The following is a 14,942-nucleotide window of genomic DNA, read 5'->3' on the forward strand; positions in this document are numbered from 1 at the left end:
TCCTTTCGACCCAGCCCCGCCGCGCCGTGAACCTGCACCGCCTCGACCTCGTCTCGCTCTCGCTCTTCAACCTCGTGGTGCGCACCGGCAGCATCAGCAAGGGCGCCGAGCTTGCGCGCCTGGCGGTGGGCGCGGCGAGCAAGCGCATCTCCGATCTGGAAGCTGCCGTCGGCACCGAACTCTTCGAACGCCACTCGCGCGGCGTCACGCTCACCGTCGCGGGCGACGCGCTGCACCGGCATGCGCAGCGCATCCTGAACGACGTCGACCAGCTCGCGGCCGACCTGTCCGACTACGCGTCGGGCGTGCTCGGCGTCGTCCGGCTGTGGGTCAACACCTCGGCCGTGACGCAGTTCCTGCCGCGCGAGCTCGCGAGCTTCGTGGCGGCCAACCCCGGCATCCGCATCGAGCTCGAAGAGCAGAACAGCAGCGAGATCGTGCTGGCCGTGCTCGACGGCCGCGCCGACGTCGGCATCTTTGCCGACCGCACGCCCACGCTGGGCCTGGACATCGTGAACTACCGCGAAGACCGCCTGGTGCTGGTGGTGCCGCGCGGCCATCCGCTTGCGCGTCGCAAAAGCGTGCGCTTCGAAGAAGCCTGCGACTTCGACTTCGTGACCCTCTCGGGCGCCACCTCGCTCGCGCAGCGCTTGCAGGCGGCCAGCGAAACGCTGGGGCGGCGGCTCAAGCTGCGCATCCAGGTGCGAAGCTTCGATGCGATGTGCCAGATGGTCGCCGCGGGCATGGGCGTGGCGGTGCTGCCGCGCGAGGCGATCCAGCCGCACCTGCGCTCGATGAATCTGCGCGAGATCACGCTGGAAGGCGACTGGACCCGCCGGCATCTCGTGATCGGCCTGCGCGATGCGGGCGCGGTGCCGCGCCACGTGCGGACCCTCATCGATCACCTCTGCGCGGGTTAACCCCTTCCAGCTTTCGCGGATCGCGAAAGCTGGGTGCGCGCCTTTGTCGTTCCTTCTTCGAAGCCGGCTGCCCAGAATCCGGACATCGGATGCAGCACCCCGCCTGCATCCCCTCGGAGACGACAACACATGGCTTCCACGCTCCCCACCCCCAGTGCCTTGCAAGGCGTGCGCGTCATCGAAATGGGCCAGCTCATCGCCGGCCCCTTCGCGGGCAAGACGCTCGGCGAATTCGGTGCCGACGTCGTCAAGATCGAGCCGCCCGGCAGCGGCGACCCGCTGCGCAACTGGCGGCTGATCCAGGAGGGCACCTCGGTCTGGTGGCAGGTGCAGTCGCGCAACAAGCGCTCCATCGCGCTGGACCTGCGCAGCACCGAAGGCCAGGACATCGCGCGCAAGCTCATCGCCGAGGCCGACGTGCTGATCGAGAACTTCCGCCCCGGCACGCTCGAAGGCTGGGGCATGGGCTACGACGTGCTCTCGGCACTCAACCCTGGCCTCGTGATGCTGCGCATCTCGGGCTACGGGCAGACCGGCCCCTACCGCGACCTGCCGGGCTTCGGTGCCATCGGCGAGGCGATGGGCGGGCTGCGCCATCTCACAGGCGAACCGGGGAATGTGCCGGTGCGTTGCGGCATCTCCATCGGCGACACGCTGGCCGCGCTGCACGGCACCATCGGCGTGCTCACGGCGCTCTATCACCGCAAGGTGAACGGCGGCAAGGGGCAGGTGATCGACGTCGCGCTCAACGAGGCGGTGTTCAACGTCATGGAGAGCCTCGTGCCCGAGTACAGCGCCTTCGGTGCCGTGCGCGAGCCTGCGGGCAGCGCGTTGCCAGGCATTGCGCCGTCGAACGCCTACCGCTGCAGCGACGGCTTCGTGCTGATCGCAGGCAACGGCGACAGCATCTTCAAGCGGCTGATGCAGACCATCGGCCGCGACGACCTCGGCGCCGATGCGGCGCTCGCCGACAACGCGGGCCGGGTGGCGCGCGTGGATGAACTCGACGGCGCCATCGAGGCATGGACGCTGGTGCGCTCCGTGGCCGAGGTGCTCGAAATGCTCGGTGCGGCGCGCGTGCCCGCCGGCAAGGTCTACACCGCCAGGGACATCTGCGAAGACCCGCACTACCGCGCACGCGACATGCTGCTGCAGCAACGCACGCGCGACGGCCACGACATCGAGGTGCCCGGCGTCGTGCCCAAGCTCATGGGCACGCCGGGCACGGTGCGCTCTTCGGCGCCGGGCCTGGGTGACGACACGGATTCGGTGCTCGACGAACTCGGCTTCAGCGCCGATGACATCGCCGCCTTGCGCGGCAGAAAGGTGGTTGCATGAACAACGCGGACAACGCAGTCTGGAACGGCGCCTCGCGGCGCATCAGGATGTACGAGGTCGGCACGCGCGACGGTCTGCAGGCCGAAGCGGCCTTCGTACCGACGGAAGACAAGATCGAACTGGTCAACGCGCTCTCTCGCGCGGGCATGGCGAAGATCGAGGTCACGGCCTTCGTCTCGCCGAAGGCGATTCCCGCGCTGTCGGACGCCGAGATCGTGCTGCGCGAGATCGAGCGCATGCCCGGCGTGGTCTACAGCGCGTTGGTGCCCAACGTGCGCGGCGCCGAGCGCGCGATCGACGCACAGGCCAACGAGATGAACCTCGTGATGTCGGCCAGCGAGAGCCACAACCTCGCCAACCTGCGCATGACGCGCGATCAATCGCTGCGGGGCCTTGCCGAAGTGGCGGCGCTCGCGCGGCAGGCCGGTGTGGCGGTCAACGTGTCGCTCTCGTGCAGCTTCGGCTGCCCGATCGAAGGCGACCTCGCGGAGAGCGATGTGTTCGCATGGTGCGGGCGCTTCATCGACGAGATCGGCGCGACCGGCATCACGCTGTGCGACACCACCGGCATGGCCTATCCGGGGCAGGTCGCGCGCATGGTGCGCGAATTCATCGCGCGCTGGCCCGGCACCGACCTGACCCTGCATTTCCACAACACGCGCGGCATGGGCCTCGCGAACGTGCTCGCGTCCATCGACGCGGGCGCGCGCTGCTTCGACGCCTCGATCGGCGGCATCGGCGGCTGCCCCTATGCGCCGGGCGCTTCGGGCAACGTGTGCAGCGAGGACATCGCGCATGCGCTGGAGCTCATGGGCTACGACACCGGCATCGACGTGCAGGCGCTGATGGCGGCCGCGCGGCGCCTGCCGGCGCTCATCGGTCGCGACACGCCGAGCCAGGTCGCGAAGGCCGGGCGCCGGCTCGACCTGCATCCGGCACCGGCCGATTTCGAGGCCACGCGGGCGCGGGCGCTGGCGCGCGAGCACTGACCACGGCACCGATTTCCCATCGACTTTCACTTCAATAGAAAACCAGGAGACAAGACATGAAACGGCATCCGAATCCTTCATCCGTGTCACGCCGCAGCCTCTGCGCGCTGACCGCTTTCGCAGCGTTGATCGGCAGCAGCAGCGCCTTCGCGCAGACTTACCCCACGCGCCCCGTCACGATGGTCGTAGGGGCCGCGGCCGGCGGTACCACCGACATCGCGGGGCGCATGCTGGCCGATCCGCTCGGCAAGGCGCTGGGCCAGTCGGTCATCGTGGACAACAAGTCGGGCGCGAGCGGCGTCATCGCCGCGGTGCAGGTCAAGCGCGCCGAGCCCGATGGGCAGACGCTGCTGATGCAGTACTCGGGCTACCACGTCATCTCCCCGCACGTCGTGAAGCAGAAGCAATGGGCGCCCGAAGACCTGCGCGCGGTGGCCAACGTGCTGAGCGCACCGCAGGTGGTGGTGGTGCGCGCGGACGTGCCGGTCAAGACCATGGCCGAGCTGATCGCCTACGCCAAGGCGCACCCGGGCAAGCTCACCTTCGCATCGTCGGGTCCCGGCTCGCTGCAGCACGTGACCGGCGCCATGCTCGAGCAGCAGGCCGGCATCCGCATCACGCACATTCCCTACAAGGGCACGGGGCCGGCGCTGCAGGACCTGCTGGGCGGCCAGGTCGACATGACCTTCGGCACGCCGCCGCCCTTCATGCCCTTCATCCAGTCGGGCAAGCTGCGCGCCATCGCGGTGACCGGCAAGACGCGCGTGGCGTCGCTGCCGGGCGTTCCGACGGCTGCCGAGGTGGGGCTGCCGAACCTCGATGCGACCTCGTGGTTCGCGGTGTTTGCACCGGCGAAGACGCCGCAGCCGGTCGTCGACCGGCTCAACGCCGAGATCTCGAAGATCGTGGCGACGCCGGCGTTCCAGCAGAAGGCGGCCGAGCTCGGCGCGACGGCCGACTACATGAACGCCAAGCAACTCGATGAGTTCAGCAAGGCCGAGTTCGTGCGCTGGGGCAAGGTGGTGGAGGCGGCAAAGATCGAGGCGGAGTGACCTGGCACCGAGGTCCGGTCTCCGCATCCGCATCGCGGCCGTCGTGCGCCTCCTGACTACTGCACCGTGATCGCCTTGGCCGTCAGCGACGCGTCGAAGTTCAGCACCGACGGGTACTGCGGCCAGTTGACGCCCAGTGCCACGTTGTTCGGGTCACCGCCGCGGGCGAACGCCGCGAGGCTCTTCATCATCGCGTCCGAGAGCTCCAGCCGGCCCGGCTCGTTCGCCTTCGAGTTCGCGAACTTCGAATAGAGCGACGGGCCGAAGTTGCCGAACACGAAGGGCAGGTCGAAGGTGTGGGCGGCGCCGAAGATGTCGTTGAACGGCGCCGGCGACTTGTCCCAGTTGAACTGGTACCACCACAGCGGCACGTTCTGCGCCTGCAGCACCGGGAAGATCTGCTTGCGCAGCGCGATGAAGAAGTACTGGTTGTACAGGTCGGTCCGGGCGTTGAAGCCGGTCACCGGCGTCGTGACGGGCAGGTACTGGCCGGGAATCCATTGCTCCAGCGAGGTGGTGGGCGCGGCGTTCGGGTCGTAGCTGTAGGCCATCGAGAACACCGTCGGGTCGTCCAGGAGCCGGCCGCTGATGCCGCCGAACGCGGGCGAGGTGGCCAGGTTCTGCGGGAAGAGCTTGGTCTCGTCGCGCGTGTAGCCGGCCAGCACCGGCACCTTCAGGAACTGTCCCGCGTTGATCGCCGCGATCGGATCGACCGGGACCACCGTGCCGTCGTTCAGTGGGTTGGAGGCCGAGAGGCCCAGCGGCACCAGCTTCTTGAGCACCGTCTGCAGCAGCGTGTCCGCGCTCTTGGACCGCAGGTACGCGGCCAGATCGGCGTTGCTCTGCCTGGCGATGTAGGTCGCCGCGGCCGCGTCGTCCGCCACGGTGCCGTCGGCCACGAGCAGGGCGCTCAGCAGCGCATTGACCTGGTTCGGCTTGGTCGTGGCGGTCGCTACGCCGCCGCTCAGCGGAACCAGGCGCTGGAACAGCGCCGGCTTGGTGTTGGCCACCAGCGGCGAAACCATCAGCGCGTAGATGTTCACGGCCCCGGCCGACTGGCCCATCAGCGTGACGTTGGCCGGGTCGCCGCCGAAGTTCGCGATGTTCGCGTTGACGAACTTCATCCCCTTGATGAGGTCCAGGATCGCGTAGTTGCCGGAGTCGTCGTTCGCATCGGCGCCCGTCTTGAGCTGCGGCGAGGCGAGGAAACCCATGATGCCGAGGCGGTAGTTCACCGTGACCACGACTGCATTGGCCTTCTTCGCAAGCGCGGCGCCGTCGTACACCGGATCGCCCGTGTAGCCGGTGATGTTGCTGCCGCCGTAGACGAAGACGATGACGGGCAGCTTGTCGGTCGCCTTGGCTGCCGATGGCGCCCAGATGTTGAGGTACAGGCAGTCCTCGGCGCCGGTGGTCTTGCCGATGGAGGTGCCGATGGTCGCGTCGTACTGGTTGTTCTGGCCCGGGCCGTAGAGGCGGCCGGTCTGCACGCAGGCGTTGCCGAGCTTCTGCGCCGTCTTGACCGCGGTCCAGGGCTCCGGATCGACCGGTGCCTTCCAGCGCAGCGCACCGACCGGCGGCTTGGCGAAGGGCACGCCCTTCCAGTTGTAGGTGCCGTTCGTCGCGGAATCGTCGGTGCCGAGGATGCTGCCGTAGACGGTGGTGCGCTGCAGCGGCGAAGCCGCGGCCGGAGGCGGTTCGGCGGGCGGCGGGGCGGTCGCCGTGGGCGGGGGGAAGGGCGTGAACACGGGGTTGTTGCTTCCCCCGCCGCCGCAGGCGCTCAACTGCAGCAGGGCAAGGACGGCGCAGGCGGTGCCGGCGCGCAAGTGGCGAATCATGTGGAGTCTCCGTTTGTCTCTGTTGTCATGGCCGCCAGGCAGGCTGCCGGCCGTCTTTGACCCGCCGGCCTGCATGCAGGCCCGGTGGGCGACCACAGTCTGGGCAGCGCGCAAGCCGATTCCAATGTGGCGCGCGCACATCGTTCGGGCGGGTTCTATGTGAGCGCCATGTGAGTGCCATGTGAGCGCTGCTGCGGGATTTCACCAAGGCGGTGCGGCCGCCTGTGCGGCGCATACTGCGCCAAACCCCACAAGCCGGCCCCTTCGGGGCCAGGGCGACTGTCAGGAGAAACGCATTGCAGCGAACCGACATTGCCAACCCGGCCTATTTCCACAAGGTCGTCGATTGCCAGTACGCCTGTCCGGCGCACACGCCCGTCCCCGAGTACATCCGCATGATTGCGCAGCGCCGCTACGGCGATGCGTACATGATCAACTGGGCCTCCAACGTCTTCCCGGGCATTCTCGGGCGGACCTGCGACCGGCCCTGCGAGCCGGCCTGCCGGCGCGGACGGGTCGAGGAAAGCAACGCCAGCGCGCCCGAGCCGGTGGCCATCTGCCGGCTCAAGCGCGTGGCCGCCGACATGAAGGAAGACGTGCGCGAGCGCATGCCCAAGCCCGAGGCGAAGAACGGCAAGCGCGTCGCCTGCATCGGCGCGGGGCCGGCCTCGCTCACCGTCGCGCGCGACCTTGCGCCGCTGGGCTACGAGGTGACGGTGTTCGACGGCGAGGCCAAGGCCGGCGGTTTCATCCGCACGCAGATCCCGCGCTTTCGCCTGCCCGAATCGGTGATCGATGAGGAGACCGGCTACGTGCTCGACCTGGGCGTCGAGTTCCGCGGCGGCGAGCGCATCGACTCGATGAAGGCGCTGATGGGGCAGGGCTGGGACGCGATCTTCGTCGGCTGCGGCGCACCGCGCGGACGCGACCTCGACGTGCCCGGGCGCAAGGAAGCGGCGGCCAGCATCCACATCGGCATCGACTGGCTCAACTCCGTGTCCTTCGGCCACATCACGAGCATCGGCCGGCGCGTGATCGTGCTGGGTGGCGGCAACACCGCCATGGACTGCTGCCGCTCGGCCCGGCGCCTGGGCGGCACCGACGTGAAGGTCATCGTGCGCAGCGGCTTCGAAGAGATGAAGGCCTCGCCCTGGGAGAAGGAAGACGCGCAGCACGAGGGCATTCCGATCGTCAACTTCCACGTGCCCAAGGCCTTCGTGCACGAGCAGGGCCAGCTCAAGGGCATGACCTTCGAGGTGGTCCGCGCCGAGTACGACGACAAGGGCCGCCGCTCGCTGGTGCCCACTGGCGAGCCGGACGCTTTCTTCGAATGCGACGAAGTGCTGGTCGCGGTCGGCCAGGAAAACGCCTTCCCATGGATCGAGCGCGACAGCGGCATTGCCTTCGACAAGTGGGGGCTGCCGACGCTGGACAAGAACACCTTCCAGTCGACCGTGCCCAACGTGTTCTTCGGCGGCGATGCAGCTTTCGGGCCGAAGAACATCATCACGGCCGTGGCCCATGGCCATGAGGCGGCGGTGTCGATCGACAAGCTGCTGCGCGCCGAACCCGTGTACGAGCGCCCCGCGCCGATGACGAACCTGGTGTCGCAGAAGATGGGAATCCACGAGTGGAGCTACGACAACGACACCTCCAACGACCTGCGCTACAAGGTGCCGTGGGCCAAGGCCGAGACGGCGCTCGCGAGCATCCGCGTCGAAGTGGAGCTGGGCTTCGACGCCGCCACCGCCTTCAAGGAGGCCGAGCGGTGCCTCAACTGCGACGTGCAGACGGTGTTCAACGAACCCGCCTGCATCGAGTGCGATGCCTGCGTGGACATCTGCCCGATGGACTGCATCAGCTTCACCGCCAACGGCGAGGAGGCCGAACTGCGCACGCGCCTGAAGGCGCCGGCGCTGAACCTGACGCAAGACCTGTACGTGTCCGGCGGCCTGAAGACCGGCCGCGTGATGGTGAAGGACGAAGACGTCTGCCTGCACTGCGGCCTGTGCGCCGAGCGCTGCCCGACGGGCGCGTGGGACATGCAGAAATTCCTGCTGAAGATGACGCCGGCGGGGCAAGGAGTTGCCGCATGAAGCAGATCGAAGGCATCAACGACTTCGTCATCAAGTTCGCGAACGTCAACGGCTCGGGTTCGGCCTCGGCCAACGAGCTGTTCGCCAAGGCGATCCTCCGCATGGGCGTGCCGGTGAGTCCGCGCAACATCTTTCCGAGCAACATCCAGGGCCTGCCGACCTGGTACGAGGTGCGCGTGACCGAAGCGGGCCACCTCGGGCGGCGCGGCGGCACCGACATGATGGTGGCGATGAATCCGCAGACCTGGGACGCCGATGTGGCCGAACTGGAACCCGGCGGCTACCTCTTCTACGACAGCACGCGGCCGCTGCCGCCCTCGAAGTTCCGCGACGACATCCGTGTGATCGGCATGCCGCTCACCGAGATCTGCAACGCGGTTTACCAAGACCCGCGCCAGCGGCAGCTCTTCAAGAACATCGTGTACGTCGGGGCGCTCGCCATCCTGCTGGGCATCGAGCCCGAGGTGGTCGAGAAGCTGTTCGGCGAGCAGTACAAGGGCAAGGAAAAACTGCTGGCCTCCAACGTGCAGGCGCTGCACCTGGGCTGCGACTTCGCGCGCGAGCATTTGCGCGAACCGCTGGGCATCAAGGTGCGGCGCGCCGACCGGGTCGGCAACCGCATCTTCGTGGACGGCAACAGCGCCGCGGCGCTGGGCTGCGTGTACGGCGGCGCGACGGTCGCGGCCTGGTATCCGATCACGCCTTCGTCCTCGGTGGCCGAGGCCTTCCAGAAGTACTGCACCAAGTTCCGCGTGGACCCGGCCACGGGCCAGCACCGCTTCGCCATCGTGCAGGCCGAAGACGAGCTGGCCTCCATCGGCATGGTGGTCGGCGCCGGATGGAACGGCGCGCGCGCCTTCACGCCGACGTCGGGGCCGGGCATCTCTCTCATGACCGAGTTCATCGGCCTCGCGTACTTCGCGGAGATCCCGGTCACGCTCATCAACGTGCAGCGCGGTGGACCGTCGACCGGCATGCCGACGCGCACGCAGCAGGCGGACATCCTCTCGTGCGCCTACGCCTCGCACGGCGACACCAAGCATGTGCTGCTGTTCCCCGAAGACCCGCACGAGTGCTTCGAGCACGCGGCCGCTGCGCTCGACCTGGCCGACCGGCTGCAGACGCCGGTGTTCCTCATGACCGACCTGGACATCGGCATGAACCAGCGCCTGTGCGAGCCCTTCGAATGGGACGACGCCAAGGCCTACGACCGCGGCAAGGTCATGACCGCCGAAGAACTGGAGGCGGGCCGCGACTTCGGCCGCTACAAGGATGTGGACGGCGACGGCATTCCCTGGCGCACGCTGCCGGGCACGCACCCGACCAAGGGCAGCTACTTCACCCGCGGCACCACGCGCGATGCCTATGCGCGGTATTCGGAGCGCGGGCCGGACTACATCTACAACGTCGAGCGGCTCCTGAAGAAGTTCGCCACCGCGGCCACGCTGGTGCCCCAGCCGGTGCTGCGGCCCGCGGCTGAGAAGACCGACCTCGGCGTGATCTATTTCGGATCGACCAGCCCCTCGATGCACGAGGCGCTCGAGGCGCTGGAAGCAGAGGGCATCCACCTCGATGCGATGCGGCTGCGCGCGTTTCCGTTTCCCGAGAGCGTGTCGCAGTTTCTGGCCGCGCACCGGCAGGTGTTCGTGGTCGAGCAGAACCGCGATGCGCAGATGCGCAGCCTGCTGGTCAACGAGCTGGAGTTCGACCCGGCCCGGCTGGTGCGCGTGCTGCATTTCGACGGCACGCCGATCACCGCGCGCTTCATCGGCCAGGCCATCGCAGCGCATGTGCGAAAGACGCAGCCGGCCTCCGCCGCCGGCATGAAGGAGTCCGCATGACCTACCTCGCCAAGCCACGGCTGCACCATCCGACGCTGGCCACCAACAAGGTCGGCTACAAGCGGCGCGACTACGAGGGGAAGATTTCCACGCTGTGCGCCGGGTGCGGCCACGACTCGATTTCCGCCGCCATCATCGAGGCCTGCTGGGAGCTGGACATCGAGCCGCACCGCGTGGCCAAGCTCTCGGGCATCGGCTGCAGCTCGAAGACGCCCGACTATTTTCTCGGCGCCTCGCACGGCTTCAACACCGTGCACGGCCGCATGCCCAGCGTGCTGACCGGCGCCAACCTCGCCAACCGCGACCTGCTGTACCTGGGCGTTTCGGGCGATGGCGACTCGGCCTCCATCGGCCTCGGCCAGTTCGCGCACGCGATGCGGCGCGGCGTGCGCATGGCCTACATCGTGGAGAACAACGGCGTCTACGGCCTCACCAAGGGCCAGTTCTCGGCCACGGCCGACCAGGGCTCCAAAAGCAAGAAGGGCGTGGTCAACACCGACAGCCCCGTGGACCTTGTGGCGCTCGCGCTGCAACTGGGCGCTAGCTATGTGGGGCGCGGCTTCTCGGGCAACAAGGCGCAGCTGGTGCCGCTCATCAAGGGCGCGATCAGCCATGGCGGCTCGGCCTTCATCGACGTGATCAGCCCGTGCGTCGCCTTCAACAATCACCCCGGCAGCACCAAGAGCTACGACTACGTGCGCGAGCACAACGAGGCGGTGAGCCGCATCGACTTCATCAGCGGGCGCGAAGAAATCACCGCCGACATCGGCCCGGGCGAGGTGATGGATGTGCGCCAGCACGACGGCACACTGCTGCGCCTGCGCAGCCTGCACCCTGACTACAACCCCGGCGACCGCTATGCCGCGATGGCCTACATGCAGCGCCACCACGAGATGGGCGAGGTGGTGACCGGGCTGCTCTACGTCGACCCGCTCGCCACCGACCTGCACACGGCGCTCAACACCTGCGAGCGCCCGCTCAACACGCTGGAAGCCGACGCGCTGTGCCCCGGCGCGACCGCGCTGGAAAAGCTGAACGCCTCCTTGCGCTGAAGAGGCGCGGGCGGCACCGACTTCCTCAACTTCTGGAGGGCGCACCATGGCCGAGCGCACCGTTTTCCAATCCGTCACGCGCAAGCACGTCGTCAGCCTGGGCCCGCAGGCCAGCGTGCGCGATGCCGCCTGCGTGATGACGCGTGCCAACTGCGGCAGCGTGCTCGTGATGGAGCTGCCCGACACGCTCCTGGGCATCCTCACCGAGCGCGACCTGATGACCCGCGTGCTCGCCAAGGGCCTCGACCCCGACCGCACGCCGGTGCGCGAGGTGATGACGCCCAACCCGATCTGCGTGCCGCCCGAGACGCTGGTGTCCGATGCGGTGGTGCTGATGCTGGAGCGCGGATTCCGGCATCTGCCGCTGGTGGCGGGAGCGAAGATCCTGGGCGTGTTCTCGGTGCGCGATGCGTTGCCGCGGGAAATCGGCACGGCGCTCAGCCAGACGGAATTCAACGAGCAGGTGAACGACGCGCTGGGGTGAGGGGAGAGAAGGGGCAGCCGACGGCTGCCTTGCGCGTGTTGGGCTGATTTGATATGATGAACGTCATGTCAAATGCAAAAATCAATGCCAGGACAGCCGCCAAGGAGGCTTCGCACGAACGCATCGTGGCCGTGGCCGCCAAGGCCATCCGCCGCAGCGGCTACGACGGCACCGGCGTCGCCGACATCATGAAAGAGGCGGGACTGACGCACGGCGCGTTCTACGCCCACTTCCCGTCGCGCGAAGCCATGCTGGCGGAAGCCGCCGTCCGTGCGTGCGCGGAGGCGGCCGTCGCGGCAACAGACGCCGCGGCCAGCGTTCCCACCGGCAAAGCCCTCGAACGCATGCTTCGCGCCTATCTCTCGAAGGAGCACCTGGAGCATCCGGACATCGGCTGCCCCCTGGCCGCGCTGGGCTCGGAAACCCCGCGGCAGGCGCCCGAAGTGCGCAGCGCGACGACCCGGCACATCAAGGCGATGGTCGACCTGGTCGCCCGCCAGTTGCCCGATTGGGGACAGCCCTCCGCCCACGAGCAGGCGCTCTTGGCGATCTCCACCATGGTCGGCGCCTTGACGCTCGCCCGTGCGGTCGACGAGCCCGCGCTGTCCGAGCGCCTGCTCGAGACCGCGTTGCAGCGCCTGCTTCCCGCCGACGTCTGATTTCACCCCCGACGAATGCCGCCCATTCGTTCGCTCTTAAATATGATGAACATCATGCCAAATTCGATTTTTGCTCCAGCCAACCCCAAGGAAAAAACACCATGAAGGCCTTTGTTCTCGATCGATACGGCAAAAAAGGCGCGCTGCGATCGGCAGACATGCCGATGCCCAGCCTGCGCGATGACGAGGTTCTGGTCGAGGTCCACGCCGCGGGTGTGAACCTGCTGGACGCCAAGATCATGAACGGCGAGTTCAAGCTCATCCTGCCGTACCGCCTGCCGCTCGTGCTGGGTCACGACGTGGCCGGCGTCGTGGTCAAGACCGGGCCGCAGGTGCGGCAGTTCAAGGTGGGCGACGAGGTCTATGCGCGCACCGACGATTTCCGCATCGGCACCTTCGCGGAGTTCGTGCCGGTGAAGGAAGCCTCGCTCGCGCTCAAGCCCGCGAACCTCACGATGGAGGAGGCCGCCTCCATCCCGCTGGTCGGCCTCACCGCGTGGCAGGCGCTCGTGGAGAAGGCGGGGCTCAAAAAGGGGCAGCAGGTCTTCATCCAGGCCGGTTCCGGCGGCGTGGGAACCTTTGCGATCCAGCTCGCGAAGCACCTGGGCGCCACCGTCGCCACCACGACGGGCACGTCCAACGTCGAGTTCGTCAAGCGCCTGGGCGCGGACGTCGTCGTCGATTACCGCAAGCAGGATTTCGAAGACATCTTGAGCGGCTGCGACGTCGTGCTGAACAGCCAGGACGGCAAGACGCTCGAAAAATCCCTCCGCGTGCTCCAGCGCGGCGGAAAGCTCATCTCCATCTCCGGACCGCCCGACCCTGAATTCGGCAAGTCGATCGCGGCACCGGGTTTCGTAAGGCTGGTCATGCGGCTGCTGAGCGCCGGCATCCGGCGCCGGGCGCGCGCCCGCGGCGTGGGCTATTCGTTCCTCTTCATGCGGGCGAACGGCGGCCAGTTGCGCGAGATCACCCGGCTCATCGAGGCCGGCGCCATCCGGCCGGTGATCGATCGCGTTTTTCCGTTCGCCTCGACCAACGAGGCCCTCGCGTATGTCGAAGCCGGCCGTGCCAAGGGCAAGGTCGTCATCAAGCTCAAGTGAACCTGTTTTTCAACCCGCAACCCTCTGGAGATATCCCATGAAGATCGAAAACGCAGTCGTCCTCGTCACCGGCGCCAACCGCGGCATCGGCCTCGCATTCACGCGCGAATTGCTCGCCCGCGGTGCCCGCAAGGTCTACGCCGGTGCACGCGATCCCGCCACCATCACGCAAGCCGGCGTCGAGCCGCTGCGGCTGGACGTCAACAAGCCCGATGAGGTGGCCGCCGCCGCGGCACTCGCCTCGGACGTGACGCTGGTCATCAACAACGCCGGCATCGCCCAGGCCGGAGGTTTTCTCGCGCCGGACAGCGAAGCGGTCGCGCGACGCATCTTCGAGACCAACTTCTTCGCCGTGCTGCGCATGAGCAAGGCCTTTGCGCCGGCGCTCGCGGCCAACGGCGGCGGCGGGTTGCTCAATGTGCTGTCGGTCTCCTCGTGGGTGAACGGCGGCGATCTGGCCGCGTACTCGGCGAGCAAGTCCGCGGCCTGGTCGCTCACCAACGCACTGCGCAGCGAACTCGCACCGCAGAAGACCCAGGTGCTGGGGCTGCACATGGCCTACGTCGACACCGACCTCACGCGCGGCTTCGACGTGCCCAAGACCAGCCCCGAGGACATCGTCCGCCGTGCGCTCGACGGCCTCGAAGCCGGCCACGACGAAGTGCTGGCCGACGAGATCACGCAGCAGGTCAAGCGCGGCCTGGTGGCGTCATGAAGCAGGAGCCACCGGCGACCTGGACGAACGTGCCGACACGCACGATCACCGCAGGTGGCGTGCGGTTCGCCTACCGCGAGCTGGGCACGCAGAACCCGGGTCCGCCGGTGGTGTTCCTCATCCATCTGGCCGCTGTGCTGGACAACTGGGACCCGCGCGTCGTCGACGGCTTCGCAGCACGGCATCGCGTGATTGCTTTCGACAACCGGGGCGTGGGCGCATCGAGCGGCGCCCCGGCGGCGTCGATAGAAGACATGGCCCGCGACGCGATCACTTTCATCCAGGCCCTGGGGCTCGGGCCGGTTGACCTCTTCGGGTTCTCGATGGGCGGGATGGTGGCCCAGGACATCGTGCGCATGGCGCCGCAACTCGTGCGCCGGATGATCCTCACGGGAACGGGGCCCGCGGGCGGCGAAGGCATCGCCAAGGTGGCCCGGGTGACGTATTTCGACATGCTCAGGGGCTTGCTCACCGGACAGGACCCCAAGCAGTTCCTGTTCTTCACCCGCACGCCCGAGGGCATCCGCGCGGGCAAGGCGTTTCTCCAGCGCCTGGCGGAGCGTTCGGACAACCGCGACAAGGCCATCACGGTGGCGGCGCTGCAGGCGCAATTGAAAGCCCTGCGCCGGTGGGGCAATGGAAAACCCGCGGATTTATCGAAAGTCCAGCAGCCGGTGCTGGTTGCCAATGGCGACAGCGATCGAATGGTCCCGAGCAGCAATACGCATGAAATGGCAAGGCGCCTGCCAAACAGCGAACTTGTGATTTATCCGGACTCGGGGCATGGGGCGGTATTTCAGTTTCACGCCGACTTCGTGCAGCGGGCGCTTGCATTTCTGGCGCGCTGACGGAGCC

The 14,942-nt window shown here is 67.7% G+C and carries 13 protein-coding genes; 12 read left to right on the forward strand and 1 reads right to left on the reverse strand.

The window, feature by feature from the left end; genetic code table 11:
- Positions 1–26: 26 nt before the first annotated feature.
- From VARPA_RS12265 to VARPA_RS12280, 4 genes are all read left to right on the forward strand, one after another.
- Complete coding sequence (locus VARPA_RS12265; RefSeq protein ID WP_013540884.1) at positions 27–920, forward strand: LysR substrate-binding domain-containing protein; 894 nt, start codon at positions 27–29, stop codon at positions 918–920.
- A 129-nt stretch (positions 921–1,049) separates the two neighbouring features.
- Positions 1,050–2,258, forward strand: a complete 1,209-nt coding sequence (locus VARPA_RS12270; protein WP_013540885.1) for a CaiB/BaiF CoA transferase family protein — start codon at positions 1,050–1,052, stop codon at positions 2,256–2,258.
- On the forward strand, positions 2,255–3,247 hold the full coding sequence (locus VARPA_RS12275) for a hydroxymethylglutaryl-CoA lyase (protein ID WP_013540886.1): 993 nt from the start codon (positions 2,255–2,257) through the stop codon (positions 3,245–3,247). The genes VARPA_RS12270 and VARPA_RS12275 overlap by 4 nt, the downstream gene beginning before the upstream one ends.
- Before the next feature lie 56 nt (positions 3,248–3,303).
- Positions 3,304–4,299, forward strand: coding sequence for a Bug family tripartite tricarboxylate transporter substrate binding protein (locus VARPA_RS12280; protein ID WP_013540887.1), 996 nt, complete (start codon positions 3,304–3,306; stop codon positions 4,297–4,299).
- Between the two features lie 56 nt (positions 4,300–4,355).
- Here VARPA_RS12280 and VARPA_RS12285 read toward each other — a convergent pair whose 3' ends face one another.
- A complete protein-coding gene (locus VARPA_RS12285) occupies positions 4,356–6,137 on the reverse strand; it encodes a carboxylesterase/lipase family protein (protein ID WP_013540888.1) in 1,782 nt (593 codons plus the stop codon).
- A 296-nt stretch (positions 6,138–6,433) separates the two neighbouring features.
- Here VARPA_RS12285 and VARPA_RS12290 point away from each other — a divergent pair, with 296 nt between their 5' ends.
- The 8 genes from VARPA_RS12290 to VARPA_RS12325 all read left to right on the forward strand — a co-directional run bounded on the left by VARPA_RS12290 (position 6,434) and on the right by VARPA_RS12325 (position 14,935).
- The gene (locus VARPA_RS12290) at positions 6,434–8,233 is read left to right on the forward strand and encodes an FAD-dependent oxidoreductase (RefSeq protein ID WP_013540889.1); all 1,800 of its coding nucleotides are present in this window, start codon (positions 6,434–6,436) and stop codon (positions 8,231–8,233) included.
- On the forward strand, positions 8,230–10,074 hold the full coding sequence (locus VARPA_RS12295; RefSeq protein ID WP_013540890.1) for a 2-oxoacid:acceptor oxidoreductase subunit alpha: 1,845 nt from the start codon (positions 8,230–8,232) through the stop codon (positions 10,072–10,074). Before VARPA_RS12290 ends, VARPA_RS12295 begins: the two co-directional genes overlap by 4 nt.
- Positions 10,071–11,126 (forward strand): 2-oxoacid:ferredoxin oxidoreductase subunit beta, encoded by a 1,056-nt coding sequence (locus VARPA_RS12300; protein WP_013540891.1) that lies wholly within the window; start codon positions 10,071–10,073, stop codon positions 11,124–11,126. The genes VARPA_RS12295 and VARPA_RS12300 overlap by 4 nt, the downstream gene beginning before the upstream one ends.
- A 46-nt stretch (positions 11,127–11,172) precedes the next feature.
- On the forward strand, positions 11,173–11,610 hold the full coding sequence (locus VARPA_RS12305; protein ID WP_013540892.1) for a CBS domain-containing protein: 438 nt from the start codon (positions 11,173–11,175) through the stop codon (positions 11,608–11,610).
- A 53-nt stretch (positions 11,611–11,663) separates the two neighbouring features.
- Complete coding sequence (locus tag VARPA_RS12310; RefSeq protein ID WP_013540893.1) at positions 11,664–12,269, forward strand: TetR/AcrR family transcriptional regulator; 606 nt, start codon at positions 11,664–11,666, stop codon at positions 12,267–12,269.
- 101 nt (positions 12,270–12,370) lie between these two features.
- Positions 12,371–13,372, forward strand: coding sequence for an NADP-dependent oxidoreductase (locus VARPA_RS12315; protein ID WP_013540894.1), 1,002 nt, complete (start codon positions 12,371–12,373; stop codon positions 13,370–13,372).
- A gap of 37 nt (positions 13,373–13,409) precedes the next feature.
- Positions 13,410–14,087: an SDR family oxidoreductase gene (locus VARPA_RS12320; RefSeq protein WP_013540895.1), complete on the forward strand. Its 678-nt coding sequence runs from the start codon at positions 13,410–13,412 to the stop codon at positions 14,085–14,087.
- Positions 14,084–14,935 (forward strand): alpha/beta fold hydrolase, encoded by an 852-nt coding sequence (locus VARPA_RS12325; RefSeq protein ID WP_013540896.1) that lies wholly within the window; start codon positions 14,084–14,086, stop codon positions 14,933–14,935. Before VARPA_RS12320 ends, VARPA_RS12325 begins: the two co-directional genes overlap by 4 nt.
- The last annotated feature ends 7 nt before the right edge of the window (positions 14,936–14,942 follow it).

Origin of the sequence: Variovorax paradoxus EPS (assembly GCF_000184745.1) — a bacterium.
GTDB lineage: Bacteria > Pseudomonadota > Gammaproteobacteria > Burkholderiales > Burkholderiaceae_C > Variovorax > Variovorax paradoxus_C.